Here is a 21,011-nt window from a genome sequence, read left to right on the forward strand (position 1 = left end):
GTGCCCACAGTAAATTGCGAGTCGCGTTAAAGCTGTGAGCGTGCCAGGCAAGGCGCGGGACGCAGGTAAGGGTCGTTTCCTTACCAAGTCCCGCAACGCAGCATGGCGCGCTCACAGCTTTAGCCCGGAGGGCCGAACCCCGAGAGAATTCGGTAGCCGTCACGCGGTATGGATCTGGAGAAAACAACTTCAATCCTCAACGTATTTCGATAGGGGTGAGACGGGGCCACAATTTACTGTGGGCACGCCCTGCCGCGGCGAGTATAACGGCGAACTGCTGAGCGTTCGTCAGGGTCTTAACTTCACACGATGACGCTTCGTTAACAGATGACTCAGGAGATTCCCATGCGCTTACCTTTTCGCCTGATCGGCGGTGTACTGGTTGCCACCCTGCTCACTCAGATCACCGCGTGCGGTTCGATTTTCTATCCCGACCGGCGCGGCCAGATCGACGGCAAGATCGACCCGGCGATTGCCGTGCTCGATGCCGTGGGCCTGCTGTTCTACATCATCCCCGGCCTGATCGCGTTTGCCGTGGACTTCACCACCGGCGCGATCTATTTCGAACCGGGCCACACGGCGCAGGTCGACCCGGCCAAACTCAAGCAAGCCATCGGCCCGGACGGCCAGGTCGATAACCTCAAGTTGCAGGCTATTCTCGAAACGGAACTGGGCCGCAATCTGCCGCTGGACGACCCGCGCCTGATCCAGCACAAGGGCAGCACCCAGCAACTGGCGATGTTCGGCCTGCAACCTGCCGCATAAGGAATCGACGCTCCCATGACCTCCAGCCCCGAACATGCCCGCCTGCTGCGGCTGGCGACCCGCGCCTCGGTGGCGGTGGCCTCTACGCTGATCATCGCCAAAGCCATCGCCTGGTGGTTGAGCGGTTCGGTGAGCATGCTCGCCGGCCTCACCGACTCGGCCCTCGATGGCGTCACCTCGTTGCTCAATCTGCTGGCGGTGCACTACGCGCTGCGCCCGGCGGATGACGATCACCGTTATGGCCACGGCAAGGCCGAATCCCTGGCGGGCATGGCGCAGGCGCTGTTCATTGGCGGCAGTGCGGTGCTGATCGCATTGCAGGCTTACGAGCGCATCCAGCGACCGGAACCGCTCGGCGCGCCCTGGATCAGCATCGGCGTCATTGTGTTTTCATTGGTGCTGACGGCGGCGCTGCTGATGCTGCAACACCGGGTGATCAAACAGACCGGCTCCAACGCGGTGCGGGCGGACTCGTTGCATTACCGTTCGGACATGTTGCTCAACGGCAGCATCCTGATTGCCCTGATTCTCGCGGGCCTGGGTTTTCATCAACTGGATGCCTGGTTCGGTCTGGGGATTGCCGTGTACATCCTGTGGAGCGCGATCCAGATCGCCCGGGAAAGTTTTTCGGTGCTGATGGATGAAGAGCTGCCGGTGGATGTCAGTCAGCACATGCTCGAACTGGCCTGCGCTGTGCCGGGCGTTTTGGGCGCCCACGATCTGCGTACGCGGATTTCCGGCAATCACTGGTTCGTGCAATTGCATCTGGAGTTGCCGGGGGACCTGACGCTGTCAGTCGCCCACGGCATCAGCGATCAAGCGGCGGATGCGATTCATGCGGCCTACCCGCGGGCCGAAGTGCTGGTGCACGCCGACCCGCAGGAAGTGGTACAAGCTGCCCGTGCTCAGTAGTTGACCTGATAACCGCGACTGCTCAGGCAATTGCCCTGGGCCTGGCGGTAGGCCTGCACCACCTCGGGCGCTGGCTGATAGGTTGCGGTACGCGGATCGAAGCCGCTTTGCTGCACCGCATATTGGTAGCACTGATAGCCGTCCTGCTGGACCTGCTCCGGCGACTGGCCGTTGGCGGGATACGCTTCCACGTCGTAGCCGTTGCCCGTCGGTTGTGGCGGTTGCTGCACCGGCGGCTCGACGACCACGTAATCCTGGGTCGCTTCCTGATAGGCGTAGTACGAACCTGCCGCCAGGAACAACAGCGAACCGCCGATCCACACCTCACGAGCGTAATCCGGCAGGTACTGGATGCGGATACCCCGTGGCGGCTGAACCACGACATAACGCGGACCCTGCGGGCGATACCAGTAGCCGCCGGAGTAGAAATAATCCTGACCGCGATACGGCACGCGGAAGTCGCGATCCGGGAAGCGGTCGATTACGTGGCCCGGACGGTACTGCGGGCCCGGGCCCCAGCCATTGCCATGCCCGTCCGGACGTCCCGGCCAGCGACGATCATCGGGTCGGTTGCCGGTCTGCCAGTTCGGGTGATAACCGTTCTGCGGACGCTCGTCGCGGTAGTAGCCCTGACGCGGCTCCTGAGTCTGGCGCACGGTATCGGGGCGCGGCTGGATCGGCAGATTGTTCACCGGCGGCGGAGGCGGCTGATGAACCGGCGCGGGTTGAACGGGCGGGCGATTCTGCCACTGCCCGTTGTTGTGTGGCTGACCGTTGTGCTCGAACTGACGGCTGTTGTCGCCGCGAATGATCTCGTTGTTCTGCGGCCGTGGCGGATTCTGTTGCGGCTGGTTTTGTGGACGCGGCTGATTGTTGCCCTCGCGACCTTCATTGTGCCCCCAATGCTCCCGTTCACGCCCGCCTCCTTCAGGGCCTCGATTCTGCGGCTCGTCGGCCAGCACCTGGGCACAGACACTCACACACAGCAAACCAACACTGGCCACACGCCAGATACGCGACTTCATGAAATTCCTCACTGCGGGCCAAAGCCTGTCATTAAGAGTGCCTGTAGCTAAGACCGGGAAGGGGCACACCGGGTTCTGCAACAGGTTATCAGTCACGCCATTTATTTATTGAGCGGGGGAGGCCAAATCGCAGGCAAGAAAAAAGGGAGACCCGTCGGCCTCCCCTTCAGAGAACTTCGTCCTGGCTCGACGCTTTTGACGCCGGCTCACCTCACGCCGTCTTCTGGACAGTGTGCAGCTCGGGGGCCGACACGTCCCCGGTGGGGGGCGGCGGCCGCGGCGGGCCTGATTGGGCGGGCCGCAGTGGACTGTGTTACCGAGCAGTGATTCTGGTGATAAGGATAGGCCTGAGGCCGCGACAGATGATTGCGAAGATTGCTCAATTAAACATCACTTGCGCAATTTTTAACCCCGGATAGATAATCCGCCGCAATAGTCAGGACAAAGGACAGATTCATGAGCAAACTCGACCGCTACGACCTGAGCATACTGGCGGAATTGCAGCGAGACGCCCGCATCTCCAACCAGGAACTGGCCGAGCGCATCGGTCTGTCACCGTCACCGTGCTCGCGTCGGGTCAAGCAACTGGAGGACGATGGCTACATCTCGCGGCAGGTCGCCCTGCTGGACCGCAAGATGCTCGGACTGAGCCTGACGGCCTACGTGCTGATCGGCATGGACCGGCACACGCCGGAGCGTTTCGAAAACTTCGAAGCGGCCATCCGCACCTTGCCGCAGGTGCTGGAATGCAGCCTGGTGACTGGCGTGGATGCCGACTATCAGCTGAAAGTGGTGGTGCCGGACATGGATCACTATCAGAAGCTGCTGTTGGGGCACCTGACCCGCATCGAAGGCGTGACCAGCGTGCGTTCGAGCTTTGTGCTGAATCAGGTGCTCAACAGCACCGAACTGCCGCTGACTCATCTGCGTAACTGAAACCCTCTTCGCGAGCAGGCTCGCTCCCACAGGGGAATGCATTGCAAACGCGAAGAAGCCAGTGCAGGCGACGAATGACTGCGGCACACCGACGCAGGTCAATGCCGCGTCAATCGTCGTTGGCGTATACTCCCCGCCGCCCTTTAAGCCGCACAGTGCCGGAGATGCCCGATGGATCCAGCCGTATTTGAAGAGTGGATGATGACCGGTCTGGTCAGCATCCTGATCATTTTCATGGGTTTCATCGTCTGGGATCTGGCGAAGAAGTCCAAGGCCGGGCGCTTCGGCTCGTTCATTCTGTTCTTCGTGCTGGGCCTGGGCGTGGCCGCGTTCATCATCAAAAGCGTGGTGATCGGCCTGATCGAATCCGGCGCCTTATAAGCGCGCCGGCACTTCCTTCCATTGGCCCTGATCGAGCCCCTCGATCGTCCAGTCACCGATCCTGACCCGCACCAGCCGCAACGTCGGCAGCCCGACCGCCGCCGTCATCCGCCGCACCTGACGGTTGCGCCCTTCGCGAATCACCAGTTCCAGCCAGGTTGTCGGAATGGTTGCGCGAAAGCGTACCGGCGGATTGCGTGGCCACAGTTCAGGCTCATCCAGTTGCCGCGCTTCGGCGGGCAGGGTCATGCCGTCATTCAATTCGACACCGTCACGCAGGCGCTGCAACTGCTCGGCCGTCGGCACGCCTTCGACTTGCACCCAATAGGTCTTCGCCAGTTTGTGCTTGGGGTCGGCGATCCGCGCCTGCAACTGGCCGTCGTTGGTCAGCAGCAGCAAACCTTCACTGTCGCGGTCCAGTCGCCCGGCCGGGTAGATGCCCGGAACGTCGATGTAATCCTTGAGCGTCGCCCGCCCTTCACCGTCGCTGAATTGCGTCAGCACATCGAACGGTTTGTTGAACAGGATCAGCTTCGGCTCGGCGGGCGGTGCCTTGGCCACACGGCGCGGGGCTGAAGAGGACGGCTTCGCGCCGGGGCGGCGGGAAGGTGGACGTTGAGGACGGGACATGGCGAAAAGAACATCTAACGGTCGGGGCTGACAATGCTAGTGCCCCGACCGCCAAATGACCACGATTAACCGTTAGCGGAACGGCGGCTCGTCGAAGCTGCGCAGTTTGCGCGAGTGCAGCGAGTTGAGTTCGGTACGCAGCAGGTCCACCGCTTCGATACCGATCTTCAAGTGCTGGCTGACCGCGCGCTCGTAGAACGCGTTGGCCGAACCCGGCAGTTTGATTTCACTGTGCAGCGGCTTGTCCGAAACACACAGCAACGTGCCGTACGGCACCCGCAGGCGATAGCCCTGGGCGGCGATAGTGCCGCTTTCCATGTCCACCGCCACGGCGCGGGACAGGTTGATCAGCGGTCGCTCCTGGGCCCAGCGCAATTCCCAGTTGCGGTCGTCGTAGGTCAATACGGTGCCGGTGCGCAGGCGTTTCTTCAGCTCTTCACCTTTTTCACCCGTGATGTTGGCCGCCGCTTGCTGCAACGCCAGCTGCACTTCGGCCAGGGCCGGGATCGGAATGTTCGGCGGCACAACCCGGTCGAGAATCCCGTCGCGACGCATGTAAGCGTGGGCCAGCACGTAGTCGCCGATGGTCTGCGACTGACGCAGGCCGCCGCAGTGACCGATCATCAGCCAGCAATGCGGACGCAGTACCGCCAGGTGGTCGGTGATGTTCTTGGCATTGGACGGGCCGACGCCGATGTTCACCAGGGTCACGCCGTGGCCATCGCTGGCGATCAGGTGATAGGCCGGCATCTGGTAACGGTGCCAGACCACACCGGCGGCAATGGCCGAGGCTTCGCCGTGGTCCATGCCTTTTTCGATGATCACGTTGCCCGGCAATACCATGCGCACGAAACGCGGGTCGCGGCGCAGTTGCTCCAGACCGTGGACGATGAACTGGTCGACGTAACGGTGATAGTTGGTCAGCAGAATCCATGGCTGTACATGGCGCCAGTCACTGCCGGTGTAATGCACCAGCCGACGCAGCGAGAAGTCGACACGCGCCGCATCGAACAGCGCCAGCGGCAGCGGATGGGTGTTCTCCCAGTCGTAGAGACCGTCGGCGATGCCGTCGGTGGCGGCAGACAGGTCGGTACTCGGGAACACCCGCGCCAGCACGGCGGCGGTGACACCGGAGCCGGCCAGTTCATCACCCTGCTCGACCACGTACGGGTACGGAATATTCTGCTCGCTGACGCCGACTTCAACGGTCACCGTGAAGTCGTGCATCAGCGGTGTGAGCTGCTCCAGCAGGTATTTGCGAAACGCTGTCGGGTGGGTGACGGTCACGCTGTAGGTGCCTGGCAACTGCACCTTGGCGTAAGCGCGGGTGGTCTGCGGGACTTCGCCCTGGCAGTGGTAGGTCAGACGCAGTTCGGGATAACGGAACAGGGCTCGTTGCCCGGCGTCGGGCTCGACGCGATCCTTGAGATAACGCTTGAGCGCCGAGTTCAGCGCCGTGGTGGCCCGCTCATGCAGCTCGGCCAGACGATCCACGGCCTGTTCGGCGGTTTGAACGACAATAAACGCTTCGGTCACGATCAGCTTCCTGTGTTCTGACTTGCAGAGCTTCATCTTGCCTGCATCGTGGCTTCACGGAAACAGTGGCGTTGTGGCTATTCATCATTCTGACAGGTGTATGCGGGCCCATGTGGGAGCGGGTTTGCCCGCTCCCACGGGATGTCTAGAAACCTTGCGGCGTCGAGCGAGCAACGATCGCTTCGACATCCAGCCCACGGGGCAACGCGCCGTAGACCCGGCCGCCCCCACTCAGGCGACTGGCGATAAAGGCATCGCTGACCGCCGAATTCCCGGCCTCGAGCAACAGCTTCGCTTGCAGCCCCAGAGCGATGTCTTCGGTCAGTTGCCGCGCCCGATATTGAATGTCGCCCGTGTCCTTGAACGACGCCTGCAACTGCTGGATATGCGCGGCCAGCCGCTTGTCGCCATGGCCGTCACCCAGTTCGTTGAACAGTACATCCAGCACCCCTGGCTCTTTCGACAGTGCACGCAACACATCCAGGCATTGCACGTTGCCGGAACCTTCCCATGTCGAATTCACCGGCGCTTCGCGGTACAGGCGCGGCAGGATGCTGTCTTCGACATACCCGGCGCCGCCCATGCATTCGGCAGCTTCATTGATCATCCCCGGCGCACGTTTGCAGATCCAGTATTTGCCCACTGCCGTCACCAGCCGGGCGAATTGCGCTTCATGGCGGTCGTTCAGATGATCCAGTGCCTTGCCCATGCGCAGGCTCAGGGCCAGCGCGGCTTCGCTTTCCAGTGCCAGATCGGCCAGCACGTTTTGCATCAGTGGCTGTTCGCTGAGCAGTTTGCCGCCGACCTTGCGGTGGGCGCAGTGATGGCTGGCCTGGGTCAGCGCCTGACGCATCAGCGAGCTGGAACCGACCATGCAGTCGAAACGGGTCATGGCCACCATCTCGATGATGGTCGGCACGCCGCGCCCTTCTTCACCGACCATCCAAGCCAGTGCGCCCCGGAACTCCACTTCGCTGGAGGCGTTGGACTGATTGCCGAGCTTGTTCTTCAGGCGCTGGATATAGAACTGATTGCGCGTGTCGTCCGGGCGATGGCGCGGCAGCAGGAAACAGGTCAGGCCCTTGTCGGTCTGCGCCAGCGTCAGGAACGCGTCGCACATCGGCGCCGAACAGAACCACTTGTGGCCCACCAGCTCATAAGCCTGGCCCGGGCCGCTGGCCCCCACCGGATAAGCCTTGGTGGTGTTGGCCCGCACGTCGGTGCCACCCTGTTTCTCGGTCATCGCCATGCCAATGGTCACGCCAGGCTTGTGGGCCATGCCGACATTGCGCGGGTCGTATTCGGTGGCGAGGATTTTCGGCAGCCACTGTTCAGCCAGATCAGGCTGCAAGCGCAGCGCGGGAACACTGGCGAAGGTCATGGTCAACGGGCAACCGCTGCCCGCCTCGGCCTGGCTGTGCAGATAAGTCATGGAGGCCCGGGCCACATGGGCACCGTCCTGCGGATGGGCCCAGGGCAACGACGTCAGGCCATGCTCGATGGCCGTGCGCATCAGCTCATGGTAGGCCGGATGGAATTCCACCAGATCGATGCGATGACCATAGCGGTCATGGCTGGCGAACACCGGTTTGTTCTGGTTGGCGAGAAACCCGGCCTCCATCAGCGGACCACCGGCCAGCGCGCCGTAGGCATCGATCCGCGACTCGGCCCAACCGGCGCCGAACCGCCGCGACCATTCCTGCAACGGCAGGTCGATGCGATACAGGTTGGTGCCGTCCAGCGACGGTGGCTGGTTGGTCACTTCGTGGGTTTCGGCGAACTGATGCAGGTTCATGACGGGGCTCCTTGATCGGCCAGAGCTTCAGTTAAGCACCGCCCCCGGACCGATCAAAGTGTCATATCGGCCTAAATCGCGGCGCTTTCACCCCATCAGCAACTCAATACCCGTCGCTGCATGGCGACCTGCAAGTCCTCGAATTTCACCGGTTTGCTCAAGTAATCGATCACCCCGCCCGAAGCGCAGTGCTCGCGATCGGTGCCCTGCGCGATCATGAACACCGGCAGATGGGCGCAGCCCGGCAAGTCATGGATCTGGCAGCACAGCGACACACCATCGAGCGGTGGCAACTGGCAATCGATCAGCACCGCATCGAACGGCTCGCGCTGCAGGCATTCGATGGCGGCGGCACCGTGGTCGGCGGTGCGCACGCGAAAACCGAGTTTGAGCAGCATGCCGCGCATCACCAGTTGATTGACGCTGTTGTCGTCCACCAGCAACACAGTGCAGTCCTGCGGTGCGCGTATGGCATCGCGAACAAGCGTCGGCGCGACTTCAACCGCCGGCAACTCGAACTCCACGTCCAGTTGAAAACGACTGCCACGCCCCGGCTCGGAACGGTGCGTGAGCTTGCCGCCGAGCAATTCCACCAGTTGGCGGCAGATCGCCAGACCGACGCCCAAACCGCCGTACTCGCGAGTCATTGAACCGTCGAGCTGGAAAAAGCGCTGATACAGCGTGGCCTCGCCCAGATCGGTAAATCCGATGCCGGTGTCGATCACGGCGAAAGACAGCGCCAGGCGATTGTCCGTCGAAGGCTTGCCGGTGACCCGCATGGCGAGACCGCCGACCCGGGTGAACTTGATCGCGTTGTCCAGCAGACACTCCAGGCATTGCGCGAGCTTGGCGCTGTCGCCATTCAATCGATCCGGCAGTGTCGGCAGCACGTCGACCTTGAAGTCCAGCGACTTGCTCGAGGCGTTGCCTTCGAACTGCACGCGCAGCGCCTCCACCACCGCCCTCAGGCTGAAACTGCCCGGCGTGGCCTTGAGCTTGCCGGCCTGCAACTCGGTCAGGGTGAGGATACCGTTGACCATGCGCATCATGTCCCGCGCCGAACCGGCAGCAGTCTGCTGGTATTGCTCCAGCTCAGGGTCCAGTTCGACGGTCTGCATCAGCTCCAGCGAGCCGATCACTCCGTTCATTGGCGTGCGCAGTTCGTGGGTCAGGGTCGCAAGGAATTCGTCCTTGAGTTTGTTGCTGTGGGCCAGTTGCTGGTTGAGCGCTTCGAGTTTCTGGCCGGCGTCGAACAGGGTCTGTGCCTGTTGTTCGCGCATCGCATTGATACGGTCGGCCAGCGCCAGAGACAGCAGGGCCACCTCGATGGCCGAACCGATCTGGCTGGCGTACATGGTCAGGAACACATTCGGCAGCAAGCCAAGCACCATCATCGTGTTGACGATCCCGCCGAGCAGAAACGCCGACCAGGCGATGATGAAGTAGCGCGCCACGCGCAGACCGCGCCACCAGGCAAGGATTCCGGCGGCGAAGATCACCACGGTAAAGGTCAGTGCCAGCGTCGTCGCCAGACGCAAGGCCAGGGCGTAACTGGTCATCAGCGACAGGCCGATCACCACGGCGCCAAAAACGATCAGGGCGATCAACAGACGGTCGAGCCAACGACTGTGGTTCTTCGTCTGCAGGAAACTGCGGGCGAACTGACTGCCGAACAGCCCCGCGCAACCAATGAAGAACGGCGTGGCGGCGTTGGCCCACCAAGGGTTGTCGGGCCAGAAATACTCGACTGCCGCGCCATTGACCGACAGCTGGTACAGGCCGAACGATGCGATATAGAAGATGTAATAGAGATAGCTGGTGTCGCGCACGCTGAGGTAGATGAACAGGTTGTACACCAGCATTCCCAACAGCACGCCATAAATCAGGCCCAGCACGTAAAGACGCAACGGCTGATCTTCGAGGTACGCGGTGCTCGACCACAACGTCACCGGCGCCTGGATCGAGCCTTCGCTGGACAATCGCAAATACACCGTCTGTTGCTGATCAGGCTTGAACGTGAGGGTGAACAGGTAGTTGTTCTGCCGGATCTCGCGACTGGCAAATGGCAGCGCATCTCCGGTCTGACGGACCAGACGATACTCGCCGGTGGCATCGGGCAGATACAGGTCGAGGTGATCGAGCGGCGGATAGGCCAGCTCCAGCAGCCAGGTGCGCTGCACCGCCGGATTGCTCGGGCGGTAATGCAGGTCGATCTTCAGCCAGAATGCCGAACGTGAGTAACCGGCATTGAGCGTGGCTTTATCGTGTTTTTTGAATTGTCCGGCAGCGGCCTGCGCGCGGACGTCGGCAATGCTCGCCTGACCGCTCGGGTCTTCGAACACTTGCAGGGATCGACCCAGCGGGAGGCTCTGGGTGAACTCGTCGAATTCGACGGCGTTTGCCAGGAGGGGCAAACAGAACAGCAACATCAACAAATAGCGCATTGAAGCCCCGGCGTGGCTTGTCCGGTTGCGTCAGGAAGCCCCCCATTCCCTTTGAGATGACGTAAAACCGGTATTACCTGTTATTGGTTTGGATCCACTCTAGCATAGCCGTTGATGGCCATTGAGCACCATGGAAATTTTTCCGATAAAGGCTCTAGAACGGGCATTTCAGAGCAAAGTGCCGAGCTAGAGCTGTTGGATCGGTCAGCTGCAGGATGCTGCTCGGCTCCGGAAACCCGAGCTATCGGCCAAGGGCTGCGCCACAACACCCGAAAAACAGGTTTGGTGGTAAGCTCGCGCACCATGAATATCTACAGTTCCCGCCCCGTTGTCCTCTGTCTCTCCGGCCACGACCCCAGTGGTGGCGCCGGCCTGCAGGCAGATATCGAAGCCCTGCTCGCTCAGGGTTGCCATGCGGCTCCGGCCGTCACCGCCCTGACCGTGCAAGACACCGTCAACGTCACTGACTTTCGCGTCCTCGACCGTGAGTGGGTACTGGCCCAGGCCAATGCCGTGCTCAACGATTCCGAAGTCGCGGCAGTGAAACTGGGCATGCTCGGTTCCCTGGAGATGGTCGACACCGTTGTCGAGCTGCTCCAGGCGCACCCGCACTTGCCGGTAGTCTGCGATCCGGTGCTGCGCGCCGGCGGCGGCGGACGTCTGGGCAAGGACGAGGTCGGCTACGCCATGCGCGAACGCCTGCTGCCGCTGTCGATCATCGCCACCCCCAACCTTCCCGAAGCCCGGATCCTCGCCGAACTGCCGGAAGGCACCGCGGACGAGTGCGCTGAAAAACTGTTGCCGTTCATCAAGAACCTGCTGATCACCGGCGGTCACGGCGACGAAACCGAAATCCACAATCGCCTGTACAGCCGGGACGGCCTGCGCGAAACCTTCAAGTGCCAGCGCCTGCCGGGCAGCTATCACGGCTCCGGCTGCACCCTGGCCAGTACCCTCGCCGGCCGTCTGGCTCAGGGCGAAAACCTGGCCAGCGCCGTGCGTACCGCGCTGGATTACACTTGGCGCACCCTGCGCGATGCCGAACAATTGGGCAAAGGCCAGTTCGTGCCGCGTCGCCTGCCGCTGGATTTCTGCTCGTAATGTCGTGAGGTGTGCCTGATGAAACTACGTGGCCTGTACGCCATTACCGACGGTCCATTGCTGGCCGGCAAGCTCCTGCCGTATGTGGAGGCGGCGCTCGAAGGCGGCGTCACTCTCCTGCAATACCGCGACAAGAGCAGCGACGAAGCCCGCCGCCTGCGCGAGGCCGAGGCCTTGCGCGACCTGTGCGAACGCTACAAGACCCGGTTGATCATCAACGATGACGCCGAACTGGCTGCGCGCCTGAACGTCGGCGTACACCTGGGCCAGACCGACGGCCCGCTGTCAGCGACCCGAGCCCTGCTCGGCTCGAAAGCGATCATCGGTTCGACCTGCCACGCCCGGCTTGAACTGGCCGAACAAGCTGTCAAAGAAGGCGCGAGCTACGTCGCCTTCGGTCGCTTCTTCAACTCCAATACCAAACCCGGTGCACCGACCTGCAGCCTCGACCTGCTCGATCAGGCCCGCCAGACGCTGCACCTGCCGATCTGTGCGATTGGCGGCATCACCCTCGACAACGCCGCGCCGCTGGTGGCCCACGGCGTCGATCTGCTGGCCGTGGTCCATGGCCTGTTCGGCGCCGACAGCACCGCCGAAGTCACCCGCCGCGCCCGCGCATTCAACGAATTACTAAAAGTCTGAGAGCCCGATCATGTCTCGTTCCGAAACCCTGTTTGCCAGTGCCCAGAAACACATTCCCGGTGGCGTGAACTCGCCGGTTCGCGCGTTCAGGAGCGTTGGTGGCACGCCATTGTTTTTCAAGCACGCCGAAGGCGCCTACGTCACCGACGAAGACAACAAGCGTTACGTGGATTACGTCGGCTCCTGGGGCCCGATGATCCTCGGCCACAGCCATCCCGAGGTGCTGGACGCCGTGCGTAACCAGCTGCAGCACGGCCTGTCCTACGGCGCGCCGACCGCAATGGAAACCGAGATGGCCGATCTGGTCTGCTCGCTGGTGCCGTCGATGGAAATGGTGCGCATGGTCAGCTCCGGCACCGAAGCGACCATGAGTGCGATCCGTCTGGCCCGTGGCTTCACTGGCCGTGACAGCATCATCAAATTCGAAGGCTGCTACCACGGGCACTCCGACAGCCTGCTGGTCAAGGCCGGTTCCGGTGCCCTGACCCAGGGCGTGCCAAGCTCGGCCGGTGTACCGGCCGCGTTCGCCAAACACACCCTGACCCTGCCGTTCAACGACATCGACGCCGTTGAGAAAATGCTCGCCGAAGTCGGCCAGGACGTGGCGTGCATCATCGTCGAGCCAGTGGCTGGCAACATGAACTGCGTACCGCCGGCGCCGGGTTTCCTCGAAGGCCTGCGCTCGCTGTGCGACAAACACGGCGTGGTGCTGATTTTCGACGAAGTGATGACCGGTTTCCGCGTCGCCCTCGGCGGCGCCCAGGCTTACTACGGCGTGACCCCGGACCTGACCACCTTCGGCAAGATCATCGGCGGCGGCATGCCGGTCGGCTGCTTCGGCGGCAAGCGTTCGATCATGGAGCGCATCGCGCCACTGGGCCCGGTCTACCAGGCGGGCACGCTGTCGGGCAACCCGCTGGCGATGGCCGCCGGCCTGACCACCCTGCGCCTGATCAGCCGTCCGGGTTTCCACGCCGAGCTGACCGACTACACCACTCGCCTGCTCGACGGCTTGCAACAGCGCGCCGACGCGGCGGGCATTCCCTTCGTGACCACCCAGGCCGGCGGCATGTTCGGTCTGTACTTCAGCGGCGCTGACGACATTGTGACTTTCGAAGACGTGATGGCCAGCGATGCAGCGCTGTTCGGCCGCTTCTTCCACCTGATGCTCGAAGGTGGCGTGTACCTTGCGCCGAGCGCGTTCGAAGCCGGTTTCACCTCGATCGCCCACGGCGAAGCGGAACTGAAACTGACCCTCGACGCCGCCGAGCGCGCGTTCGCCAAACTGAAGTAACGGCTTGATCGCTGACGTTGGCCATTGCTGGCGTCAGCTTTCACCTACATTCCAGCGTTTTCTCCGACACTTCTGCCAAAAACATCCCGCAAACCGGGTGATCTATGCCCCACACAGCAGAAAATCGAGTAAAGACTTTGTAAGGTGGCCCCTGCTTATTTCATAATGCGCGCTTATTGGATCCCTCGACGGGTCCGCGCGCCCTTCAGAGGTAAGTCGATTCCCATGAACCGCACCGGCCGCACCCTTGCCTTGGGCTGCCTGTTGCTCCTTCAGCCGCTGCTCGCACATGCACAGGCAGGCGGCAACTCGTTGTTGATCCCGGCGATGGGTCGCTGCACCCTCAATACTCAGCCGCAAGATGTCACGCAGGCCCTCGCTGCCTGCCAAAAGGCAGCGGATGAAGGGGATGCGCAAGCGCAATACGAGTTGGGTGAGTTCTACTACGACGGCAAGAATGCGCCGCGCGACCTCAATCAAGCCCTAAGCTATTTCGAAAAGGCCTCGCTGCAAGGCCACGCCCAGGCGCAATTCAAGCTCGGCACCATGTTCTTCCACGGTGAAGGCGTGCAGGCCAACAACATCCAGGCCTATATCGTGCTGAAGATGGCCGCGGTCAACGGCGCCGAAGATGCGCTCGACACCGCCGACGAAGTGTCTGAAAAGATGTCCCGGGAAGATCTCGAGACCGCAACCCAGGTCCTGGGGCAAATTTTCCGTAAATACCTGATGGAACTGCAGAGCGCCGACGGGCGTACGCCGTTCTCGCCCCTGCCTTAACGCCTTTCCCGCCCCGCTTACTTCTCGGGCATCGGTACCGGGAACGGCATCACATTGCCAACACCGCCGCGGGCTTCGCTGATTTTCGGCGTACCGAGGCGCTCCACCTCGTCGATGCGCACGATCGAATGCATCGGCACAAAGCTGCGCACCACGCCTTCGAACTGAGCCTTGAGCTTCTCTTCGCTCGGGTCGACGACCACCTGAGTGCGCTCGCCAAAGACGAACTCTTCCACTTCCAGAAAGCCCCACAGATCACTTTGATAGATCTGCTTGGCGTACATTTCGAACACCTGGCCCTGGTTGAGGAAAATCACCTTGTAGATTGGAGCTTCGCGTTTGGTCATGGTGGGCGGACAACACATCGGGGTAAAAATGGGGGCGCGAACTATAGCATAGCCGCCGGACGCGCAACGGTAGGAACCTGGGGACATGTTCCCTATAATGCGCGGTTCTTTGAACCACGTGACGACTTTATTCCATGGCCAAGAAGCTTTATATCGAAACCCACGGTTGCCAGATGAACGAGTACGACAGCTCGCGCATGGTCGATCTGCTGGGCGAACACCAGGCCCTGGAAGTCACCGCGCGCGCCGAAGATGCTGACGTGATTCTGCTCAACACCTGTTCGATCCGCGAGCGCGCCCAGGACCGGGTGTATTCCCAGCTTGGCCGCTGGCGCGAACTGAAACTGGCCAACCCGGAAATGGTGATCGCCGTCGGCGGTTGCGTGGCCAGCCAGGAAGGCGCGGCGATCCGTGATCGCGCCCCGTACGTCGACGTGGTGTTCGGCCCGCAGACCCTGCACCGTCTGCCGGAAATGATCGACGCCGCGCGCATCAGCAAGCTGCCGCAAGTCGACGTCTCGTTCCCGGAAATCGAAAAGTTCGACCACCTGCCCGAGCCTCGCATCGATGGCCCGAGCGCCTACGTGTCGGTAATGGAAGGCTGCAGCAAGTACTGCACGTTCTGCGTGGTGCCTTACACCCGCGGCGAAGAAGTCAGCCGGCCGTTCGACGATGTGATCGCCGAGATCATCCACCTGGCCGAGAACGGCGTGCGCGAAGTGACCCTGCTGGGGCAGAACGTCAACGGCTATCGCGGCCTGACCCACGACGGGCGCCTGGCGGACCTGGCCGAACTGATCCGCGTCGTGGCCGCTGTCGACGGCATCGACCGCATCCGCTACACCACCTCGCACCCGCTGGAGTTCTCCGACAGTCTGATCCAGGCTCACGCCGAGGTGCCGGAGCTGGTCAAGCACCTGCACTTGCCGGTGCAATCCGGTTCGGACCGGATCCTGGCGGCGATGAAACGCAACCACACGGCACTGGAGTACAAGTCCAAACTGCGCAAACTGCGCGCCGCCGTACCGGGCATCTGCATCAGCTCGGACTTCATTGTCGGCTTCCCGGGGGAAACCGAGAAAGACTTCGAACAGACCATGAAGCTGATTGCTGACGTCGGTTTCGACTTTTCCTACTCGTTTGTCTACAGCCAGCGCCCTGGCACCCCGGCTGCCGACCTGGCCGACGACACCCCGGAAGAACTGAAGAAAGAACGTTTGAACGCCTTGCAGCACCGTTTGAATCAGCAAGGCTTCGAGATCAGCCGACAAATGGTCGGCTCGATCCAGCGGATTCTGGTGACCGATTATTCGAAGAAAGACCCCGGCGAGCTGCAAGGGCGTACCGAGAATAATCGTATCGTCAACTTCCGCTGCGACAATCCGACCCTGATCGGACAGTTCGCCGACGTGCACATCGATTCGGCACAACCGCACTCGCTGCGCGGCTCGCTGATCCAGTGACACCGCAAGGAGAGCGCGCCAGAGGGCTGAATCGGTGCCAGGCTTTTTAAGAGCTTTCGCACCCACGCCACTGGCGTTATCCTTGATTTCATCCCAATTGCCCCAGGGCGGCTAAATACGACCTTGAACGCACCCATAGAACCTCATCGTTTCATCCTCGAGCCTTTTGAGGCTCGCCGCTTCGCCAACCTGTGCGGACAGTTCGACGAGCACCTGCGCCTGATCGAACAGCGCCTGGCCATCGAGATCCGCAATCGCGGCAATCAGTTCGAGCTGATCGGCGAACCCAAACACACCACTTCCGCGGAAAACCTGATTCGCCGCCTGTACCGGGAAACCAAGGGTTCAGAGCTGTCGCCGGATACGGTTCACCTGTTCCTCCAGGAGTCGGCCGTCGAGCAACTGGACAACCATGCTCCCGCCGAAGCCTCCGTCGCCCTGCGCACCAAGAAAGGCATGATTCGCCCCCGCGGCTTGAATCAGCTGCGCTATGTGAAGGAGATCCTCGGCAACGACATCAACTTCGGCATCGGCCCGGCCGGTACCGGCAAGACCTACCTGGCCGTGGCCTGCGCCGTGGACGCCCTGGAGCGCGAGCAGATCCGCCGCATCCTGCTGGTGCGTCCGGCGGTCGAGGCGGGTGAGAAACTCGGCTTCCTGCCCGGCGACCTGTCGCAGAAAATCGACCCGTACCTGCGCCCGCTCTACGACGCGCTCTACGAGATGCTCGGTTTCGAATACGTGGCCAAGCTGATCGAACGCCAGGTGATCGAAGTCGCGCCATTGGCCTACATGCGCGGTCGTACACTGAACAACAGCTTCATCATTCTCGACGAGAGCCAGAACACCACCATTGAGCAGATGAAGATGTTCCTGACCCGGATCGGTTTCGGCTCCACGGCGGTGATCACGGGCGACATCACTCAGGTCGATTTGCCGCGCGGCACCAAGTCCGGCCTTCACCATGTGATCGAAGTCCTGAAGGATGTGCCGGGCATCAGCTTCACCCACTTCCAGCCCAAGGACGTGGTGCGCCATCCATTGGTGCAGCGCATCGTCGAAGCCTACGAGCGCTTCGAGACGCGTGCAGCTGATACAGCGCCAAAGGACACTCGCCACGATGCTTGAGCTTGACCTGCAAGTCGCGACCGAAGCGTCTGCGCCGACCGAAGCCGAATTTCGCCGATGGTGCGAACTGGCCTTGCGCCAGCGCACCGCCGACTCGGAAATGACCATTCGCCTGGTCGACGAAGAGGAAGGTCGGGAACTCAATCACACCTGGCGTCACAAGGATTACGCGACCAACGTCCTGTCCTTTCCCGCCGAGGTACCCGACGAGCTGCTCGACATTCCGTTGCTGGGCGATCTGGTTATCTGCGTGGCCGTGGTCGAGCGCGAAGCGGCAGAACAGGGCAAGGAACTTGACGCCCATTGGGCACATCTGGTCATTCACGGCTGCTTGCATCTGCTTGGTTACGACCATATAGAGGACGAGGAAGCCGAGGAAATGGAAGCACTGGAACGCGAGTTGCTAGCCGAACTGGGTTATCCCGATCCGTACGCGGACGACGAAACCGAAACATCTCCTATCGTTACAACAAAGGATTCAGAGTAATCGCTATGAGCGAAGATCGATCGAGCAACGGGCAGAAGTCCTGGCTGGGTAAACTGACCCAGGCTTTTGCCCACGAGCCGAAGAACCGCCAGGAGCTGCTGGAGCTGCTGCGCGATGCACATCAGAACAAATTGCTGGACAGCGAAGCGCTGGCCATCGTCGAAGGCGCCATCCAGGTGGCTGACCTGCAGGTGCGCGACATCATGGTGCCGCGCTCGCAGATGATCAGCATCAAGGCGACCCAGACACCTCGCGAATTCCTCCCCGCCGTGGTCGATTCGGCCCACTCGCGCTACCCGGTCATCGGCGAAAGCCATGACGACGTGATGGGCGTGCTGCTGGCCAAGGATCTGCTGCCGCTGATCCTCAAGGAGAACGGCGACAGCTTCAACATCAAGGACTTGCTGCGCCCGGCCACGTTCGTACCGGAGTCCAAGCGTCTGAACGTGTTGCTGCGTGAGTTCCGCGCCAACCATAACCACATGGCCATCGTCATCGACGAATACGGCGGCGTGGCCGGTCTGGTGACCATCGAAGACGTACTCGAGCAAATCGTCGGCGACATCGAAGACGAGCACGACGTCGAAGAAGACAGCTACATCAAGCCGCTGCCCAGCGGTGATTTCCTGATCAAGGCCCTGACGCCGATCGAGAACTTCAACGAGTTCTTCGACAGCGAATTCTCCGACGACGAGTTCGACACCGTCGGCGGGCTGGTGATGAGCGCGTTCGGGCACTTGCCAAAACGCAACGAAATCACTGAAATCGGCGCCTATCGTTTCCGCATCCTGAACGCCGACAGCCGTCGGATTCATTTGCTGCGACTGACCCCAATCGCCCGGTAAAAAATCTAAGGATTGAAATGCGCTGGACAACCCGCCCCGGCTGGCCCGGTAACCTGCTGGCCGTGGCGGCCGGTGCAATCACCACCTTCGCGCTGGCGCCGTTCGATCTCTGGCCGCTGGCCCTGCTGGCGGTCGGCCTGTTCTATGCCGGCCTGCGCGAGCTGAGCCCGCGCCAGGCGCTGGGTCGTGGCTGGTGCTTCGGCTTCGGCCTGTTCGGTGCCGGCACCAGCTGGATCTACTACAGCATCCACCACTTCGGCGGCGCTTCGGTACTGCTGGCCGGGTTCCTGATGCTGATCTTCACGGCGGCCATTGCCTGGTTCTTCGCTCTGCCCGCGTGGCTGTGGGCGCGCTGGCTGCGTCGCAACGAGGCGCCGCTGGCCGACGCCCTGGCCTTCGCGGCGCTGTGGGTTGGCCAGGAAGCGTTTCGTGGCTGGTTCCTCACCGGTTTCCCGTGGCTGTACTCCGGTTACAGCCAGCTCGACGGCCCGCTGGCCGGACTCGCGCCGGTGGGCGGGATGTGGCTGGTGTCGTTCGTGCTGGCACTGACCGCTGCGCTGATCTACAACGCACCACGTCTGCTGCAGACCGGACGCAAAGGTTTTATCGCCGCCGGAGCGCTGTTGCTGGTCGGCCCATGGGCGGTGGGCATCGCCTTGAAGGGCCATGCCTGGACCAGCCCTTCCGGCGCACCGTTGACCGTTGCCGCGATTCAGGGCAACGTCGAGCAAAGCATGAAATGGGATCCGGCGCAGCTCAACGCGCAACTGGCGCTGTACCGTGACCTGAGTTTCCGTTCGAAACCGGTGGACCTGCTGATCTGGCCGGAAACCGCCGTCCCGGTACTCAAGGAGTCCGCCGAGGGCTACCTGAACATGATGGGCACCTTTGCCGCCGAGCGTAAGTCGGCACTGATTACCGGCGTGCCGATTCGCCAGACCGTTCGCCACGAAAAGCGCTTCTTCAACGGCATCACCGTGGTCGGCGAAGGTGATGGCACCTATCTGAAACAGAAACTGGTGCCGTTCGGCGAATACGTACCGCTGCAGGATCTGTTGCGCGGGCTGATCGCGTTCTTCGATCTGCCGATGTCCGATTTCGCCCGCGGACCGGCCGAACAGCCGCTCTTGCAGGCCAAGGGTTATCAGATTGCGCCGTTCATCTGCTATGAAGTGGTGTATCCGGAGTTCGCAGCGGGCCTGGCCGCACACAGCGATCTGCTGCTGACCATCAGCAACGACACCTGGTTCGGCACCTCCATCGGCCCGCTGCAACACCTGCAAATGGCGCAGATGCGTGCGCTTGAAGCCGGGCGCTGGATGATTCGCGCCACCAACAACGGCGTGACCGGTCTGATCAACCCGTTCGGCCAGATCACCGAACGCATTCCGCAGTTCGAGCAAGGTGTGCTGTACGGCGAAGTGGTGCCGATGCATGACCTGACGCCGTACCTGCAATGGCGCTCGTGGCCGTTGAGCATTCTGTGCATGGTGCTGTTTGGCTGGGCACTGATGACCAACCGGATGTCCAAGACCCTCTGAAGCAACACCGGTCGCTGTGGCGAGGGAGCTTGCTCCCGCTCGGCTGCGCAGCAGTCGTCAGAGCAGCGGGAGCAAGCTCCCTCGCCACAAATCTTTTCAGCGGTAGAACAACGAATAACCGATCTGCCCCACCGCCTCGTTCAGCAACTGCCCACTCTGCCAGATCGACTTGAATTCAGGCAGCCAGCCGCCGAACGGCCTGGCATTGTCCGTACCGAGGAAGCCGACCGGCGCCGGCACCACTTCGAATCCGGCCTGTTGATAACTCCACACGGCACGCGGCATGTGCCAGGCCTGGGTCACCAGCACGATACGTTTGACCCCTTCCGGCAAAAGCACCCTGGCGCTGAACTCGGCGTTCTCCCACGTGGTGCGGCTCTCACCCTCCTGCCATTTCACCGTCACGCCGAAATCATCACGCAACGAATCGGCCATCAGTTTCGCCTCGGTCGGCGGCGTTCCGTAATGCAGGCCACCGCTGGTCAGCACCGGCAGCCCTGACGCCTTGGCCAGGCGCGCCGCATAACGCTGCCGTTCGAGCCCGACGCCGGTCGGCTGATCCTCACCCCAGGCCAGATCACCGCGCTCACGCCCGGAGCCCAGCACCACAATCGCATCGGCACGTTGCGCCAGGCTTGCCCACGCTTCCCGGGCCAGTGGCGGCTCACGCTCCAGAGCCTTGGCGCCCCATTGCACGACCACCGGCAGGCTCATCAGCCAGAATCCGCCAAAACCCAGGACAAAACACAATCCAGCCAGTCGCGGCCGCGAACGCCGCAACCACCAGGCGACGAGCAACAGCAGCAAGAGAAGGCCAGGCGGCAACAACAGTTGTTTAATGAAATAGCGAAAAGGCATCGGGCATCTCCAGAGATGCCCGAAGCCTAAGTGGGTTGATACAGCGCGACAACCGGCAGGTGCGGATCCCGTTGAAAAAGATCCGTTTTCTGACCTGCCAC

20 protein-coding genes are annotated in these 21,011 nt (G+C 62.0%); 13 read left to right on the forward strand and 7 right to left on the reverse strand.

All coding sequences use genetic code 11. The annotated features are described in order from the left end of the window. Positions 1-345 precede the first annotated feature (345 nt). Together ACK6BI_RS05280 and ACK6BI_RS05285 are read left to right on the forward strand one after the other, a co-directional pair. The gene (locus ACK6BI_RS05280) at positions 346-765 is read left to right on the forward strand and encodes a polyribonucleotide nucleotidyltransferase (protein WP_169432047.1); all 420 of its coding nucleotides are present in this window, start codon (positions 346-348) and stop codon (positions 763-765) included. Between the two features lie 15 nt (positions 766-780). After that, positions 781-1,677: a cation diffusion facilitator family transporter gene (locus ACK6BI_RS05285; RefSeq protein ID WP_409316258.1), complete on the forward strand. Its 897-nt coding sequence runs from the start codon at positions 781-783 to the stop codon at positions 1,675-1,677. On the opposite strand, the gene ACK6BI_RS05290 is transcribed toward ACK6BI_RS05285, so the two are convergent. Beyond that, positions 1,671-2,702, reverse strand: coding sequence for a DUF6515 family protein (locus ACK6BI_RS05290; protein WP_409316259.1), 1,032 nt, complete (start codon positions 2,700-2,702; stop codon positions 1,671-1,673). The two genes, ACK6BI_RS05285 and ACK6BI_RS05290, sit on opposite strands and share 7 nt — an antisense overlap. A 456-nt stretch (positions 2,703-3,158) precedes the next feature. Between ACK6BI_RS05290 and ACK6BI_RS05295 the strand changes: the two genes are divergently transcribed. Together ACK6BI_RS05295 and ACK6BI_RS05300 are read left to right on the forward strand one after the other, a co-directional pair. Next, on the forward strand, positions 3,159-3,638 hold the full coding sequence (locus ACK6BI_RS05295) for an Lrp/AsnC family transcriptional regulator (protein ID WP_008081091.1): 480 nt from the start codon (positions 3,159-3,161) through the stop codon (positions 3,636-3,638). A gap of 171 nt (positions 3,639-3,809) precedes the next feature. Next, entirely contained in the window at positions 3,810-4,019 is a 210-nt protein-coding gene (locus ACK6BI_RS05300) for a DUF2788 domain-containing protein (RefSeq protein WP_003228500.1), read from the forward strand. Here the strand turns inward: ACK6BI_RS05300 and ACK6BI_RS05305 are convergent. The 4 genes from ACK6BI_RS05305 to ACK6BI_RS05320 all read right to left on the reverse strand — a co-directional run bounded on the left by ACK6BI_RS05305 (position 4,014) and on the right by ACK6BI_RS05320 (position 10,424). Beyond that, on the reverse strand, positions 4,014-4,580 hold the full coding sequence (locus tag ACK6BI_RS05305) for a pseudouridine synthase (protein ID WP_170931653.1): 567 nt from the start codon (positions 4,578-4,580) through the stop codon (positions 4,014-4,016). The two genes, ACK6BI_RS05300 and ACK6BI_RS05305, sit on opposite strands and share 6 nt — an antisense overlap. A gap of 141 nt (positions 4,581-4,721) precedes the next feature. Continuing rightward, positions 4,722-6,221 carry an AMP nucleosidase gene (gene amn, locus ACK6BI_RS05310; protein ID WP_260521124.1) on the reverse strand — a complete coding sequence of 500 codons (1,500 nt, stop codon included), beginning with the start codon at positions 6,219-6,221 and terminating at the stop codon, positions 4,722-4,724. Between the two features lie 109 nt (positions 6,222-6,330). After that, positions 6,331-7,980: an acyl-CoA dehydrogenase family protein gene (locus ACK6BI_RS05315; RefSeq protein ID WP_409316260.1), complete on the reverse strand. Its 1,650-nt coding sequence runs from the start codon at positions 7,978-7,980 to the stop codon at positions 6,331-6,333. A 95-nt stretch (positions 7,981-8,075) separates the two neighbouring features. Further along, the gene (locus tag ACK6BI_RS05320) at positions 8,076-10,424 is read right to left on the reverse strand and encodes a 7TM diverse intracellular signaling domain-containing protein (RefSeq protein WP_409316261.1); all 2,349 of its coding nucleotides are present in this window, start codon (positions 10,422-10,424) and stop codon (positions 8,076-8,078) included. Between the two features lie 303 nt (positions 10,425-10,727). Here ACK6BI_RS05320 and ACK6BI_RS05325 point away from each other — a divergent pair, with 303 nt between their 5' ends. The 4 genes from ACK6BI_RS05325 (at position 10,728) to ACK6BI_RS05340 (ending at position 14,241) form a co-directional block, all read left to right on the forward strand. Continuing rightward, on the forward strand, positions 10,728-11,525 hold the full coding sequence (locus tag ACK6BI_RS05325; RefSeq protein WP_085712267.1) for a hydroxymethylpyrimidine/phosphomethylpyrimidine kinase: 798 nt from the start codon (positions 10,728-10,730) through the stop codon (positions 11,523-11,525). Positions 11,526-11,543: 18 nt separating this feature from the next. Next, positions 11,544-12,167 carry a thiamine phosphate synthase gene (gene thiE, locus ACK6BI_RS05330; protein ID WP_409316262.1) on the forward strand — a complete coding sequence of 208 codons (624 nt, stop codon included), beginning with the start codon at positions 11,544-11,546 and terminating at the stop codon, positions 12,165-12,167. A gap of 10 nt (positions 12,168-12,177) precedes the next feature. Further along, positions 12,178-13,461, forward strand: coding sequence for a glutamate-1-semialdehyde 2,1-aminomutase (gene hemL / locus ACK6BI_RS05335; protein WP_409316263.1), 1,284 nt, complete (start codon positions 12,178-12,180; stop codon positions 13,459-13,461). A gap of 225 nt (positions 13,462-13,686) precedes the next feature. Beyond that, positions 13,687-14,241, forward strand: coding sequence for a tetratricopeptide repeat protein (locus tag ACK6BI_RS05340; RefSeq protein WP_003228518.1), 555 nt, complete (start codon positions 13,687-13,689; stop codon positions 14,239-14,241). Positions 14,242-14,258: 17 nt separating this feature from the next. Here ACK6BI_RS05340 and ACK6BI_RS05345 read toward each other — a convergent pair whose 3' ends face one another. After that, the gene (locus tag ACK6BI_RS05345) at positions 14,259-14,588 is read right to left on the reverse strand and encodes a DUF1820 family protein (RefSeq protein WP_007958692.1); all 330 of its coding nucleotides are present in this window, start codon (positions 14,586-14,588) and stop codon (positions 14,259-14,261) included. 134 nt (positions 14,589-14,722) lie between these two features. Here ACK6BI_RS05345 and miaB point away from each other — a divergent pair, with 134 nt between their 5' ends. From miaB to lnt, 5 genes are all read left to right on the forward strand, one after another. Next, positions 14,723-16,051 carry a tRNA (N6-isopentenyl adenosine(37)-C2)-methylthiotransferase MiaB gene (gene miaB, locus ACK6BI_RS05350; protein WP_065259604.1) on the forward strand — a complete coding sequence of 443 codons (1,329 nt, stop codon included), beginning with the start codon at positions 14,723-14,725 and terminating at the stop codon, positions 16,049-16,051. Positions 16,052-16,174: 123 nt separating this feature from the next. Then, complete coding sequence (locus tag ACK6BI_RS05355; RefSeq protein WP_409316264.1) at positions 16,175-17,179, forward strand: PhoH family protein; 1,005 nt, start codon at positions 16,175-16,177, stop codon at positions 17,177-17,179. Then, positions 17,172-17,666 carry an rRNA maturation RNase YbeY gene (gene ybeY, locus ACK6BI_RS05360; protein WP_409316265.1) on the forward strand — a complete coding sequence of 165 codons (495 nt, stop codon included), beginning with the start codon at positions 17,172-17,174 and terminating at the stop codon, positions 17,664-17,666. Before ACK6BI_RS05355 ends, ybeY begins: the two co-directional genes overlap by 8 nt. 5 nt (positions 17,667-17,671) lie before the next feature. Beyond that, positions 17,672-18,511: an HlyC/CorC family transporter gene (locus ACK6BI_RS05365; RefSeq protein ID WP_007909641.1), complete on the forward strand. Its 840-nt coding sequence runs from the start codon at positions 17,672-17,674 to the stop codon at positions 18,509-18,511. 17 nt (positions 18,512-18,528) lie between these two features. Then, positions 18,529-20,052, forward strand: a complete 1,524-nt coding sequence (lnt, locus tag ACK6BI_RS05370) for an apolipoprotein N-acyltransferase (RefSeq protein ID WP_409316266.1) — start codon at positions 18,529-18,531, stop codon at positions 20,050-20,052. 96 nt (positions 20,053-20,148) lie between these two features. Here the strand turns inward: lnt and ACK6BI_RS05375 are convergent, their stop codons facing one another. After that, a complete protein-coding gene (locus ACK6BI_RS05375) occupies positions 20,149-20,910 on the reverse strand; it encodes a YdcF family protein (RefSeq protein WP_409316267.1) in 762 nt (253 codons plus the stop codon). Positions 20,911-21,011: the final 101 nt, after the last annotated feature.

This window comes from Pseudomonas sp. KCJK9016, assembly GCF_046231795.1.
Classification (GTDB): Bacteria; Pseudomonadota; Gammaproteobacteria; order Pseudomonadales; family Pseudomonadaceae; genus Aquipseudomonas; species Aquipseudomonas bananamidigenes.

Coding starts and splice junctions, on each gene's coding strand:
- ACK6BI_RS05280 (WP_169432047.1), top strand. CDS start 346: ATGCGCTTACCTTTTCGCCTGATCGGCGGTGTACTGGTTGCCACCCTG.
- ACK6BI_RS05285 (WP_409316258.1), top strand. CDS start 781: ATGACCTCCAGCCCCGAACATGCCCGCCTGCTGCGGCTGGCGACCCGC.
- ACK6BI_RS05290 (WP_409316259.1), bottom strand. CDS start 2,702: ATGAAGTCGCGTATCTGGCGTGTGGCCAGTGTTGGTTTGCTGTGTGTG.
- ACK6BI_RS05295 (WP_008081091.1), top strand. CDS start 3,159: ATGAGCAAACTCGACCGCTACGACCTGAGCATACTGGCGGAATTGCAG.
- ACK6BI_RS05300 (WP_003228500.1), top strand. CDS start 3,810: ATGGATCCAGCCGTATTTGAAGAGTGGATGATGACCGGTCTGGTCAGC.
- amn (WP_260521124.1), bottom strand. CDS start 6,221: ATGAAGCTCTGCAAGTCAGAACACAGGAAGCTGATCGTGACCGAAGCG.
- ACK6BI_RS05315 (WP_409316260.1), bottom strand. CDS start 7,980: ATGAACCTGCATCAGTTCGCCGAAACCCACGAAGTGACCAACCAGCCA.
- ACK6BI_RS05320 (WP_409316261.1), bottom strand. CDS start 10,424: ATGCGCTATTTGTTGATGTTGCTGTTCTGTTTGCCCCTCCTGGCAAAC.
- ACK6BI_RS05325 (WP_085712267.1), top strand. CDS start 10,728: ATGAATATCTACAGTTCCCGCCCCGTTGTCCTCTGTCTCTCCGGCCAC.
- thiE (WP_409316262.1), top strand. CDS start 11,544: ATGAAACTACGTGGCCTGTACGCCATTACCGACGGTCCATTGCTGGCC.
- hemL (WP_409316263.1), top strand. CDS start 12,178: ATGTCTCGTTCCGAAACCCTGTTTGCCAGTGCCCAGAAACACATTCCC.
- ACK6BI_RS05340 (WP_003228518.1), top strand. CDS start 13,687: ATGAACCGCACCGGCCGCACCCTTGCCTTGGGCTGCCTGTTGCTCCTT.
- ACK6BI_RS05345 (WP_007958692.1), bottom strand. CDS start 14,588: ATGACCAAACGCGAAGCTCCAATCTACAAGGTGATTTTCCTCAACCAG.
- miaB (WP_065259604.1), top strand. CDS start 14,723: ATGGCCAAGAAGCTTTATATCGAAACCCACGGTTGCCAGATGAACGAG.
- ybeY (WP_409316265.1), top strand. CDS start 17,172: ATGCTTGAGCTTGACCTGCAAGTCGCGACCGAAGCGTCTGCGCCGACC.
- ACK6BI_RS05365 (WP_007909641.1), top strand. CDS start 17,672: ATGAGCGAAGATCGATCGAGCAACGGGCAGAAGTCCTGGCTGGGTAAA.
- lnt (WP_409316266.1), top strand. CDS start 18,529: ATGCGCTGGACAACCCGCCCCGGCTGGCCCGGTAACCTGCTGGCCGTG.
- ACK6BI_RS05375 (WP_409316267.1), bottom strand. CDS start 20,910: ATGCCTTTTCGCTATTTCATTAAACAACTGTTGTTGCCGCCTGGCCTT.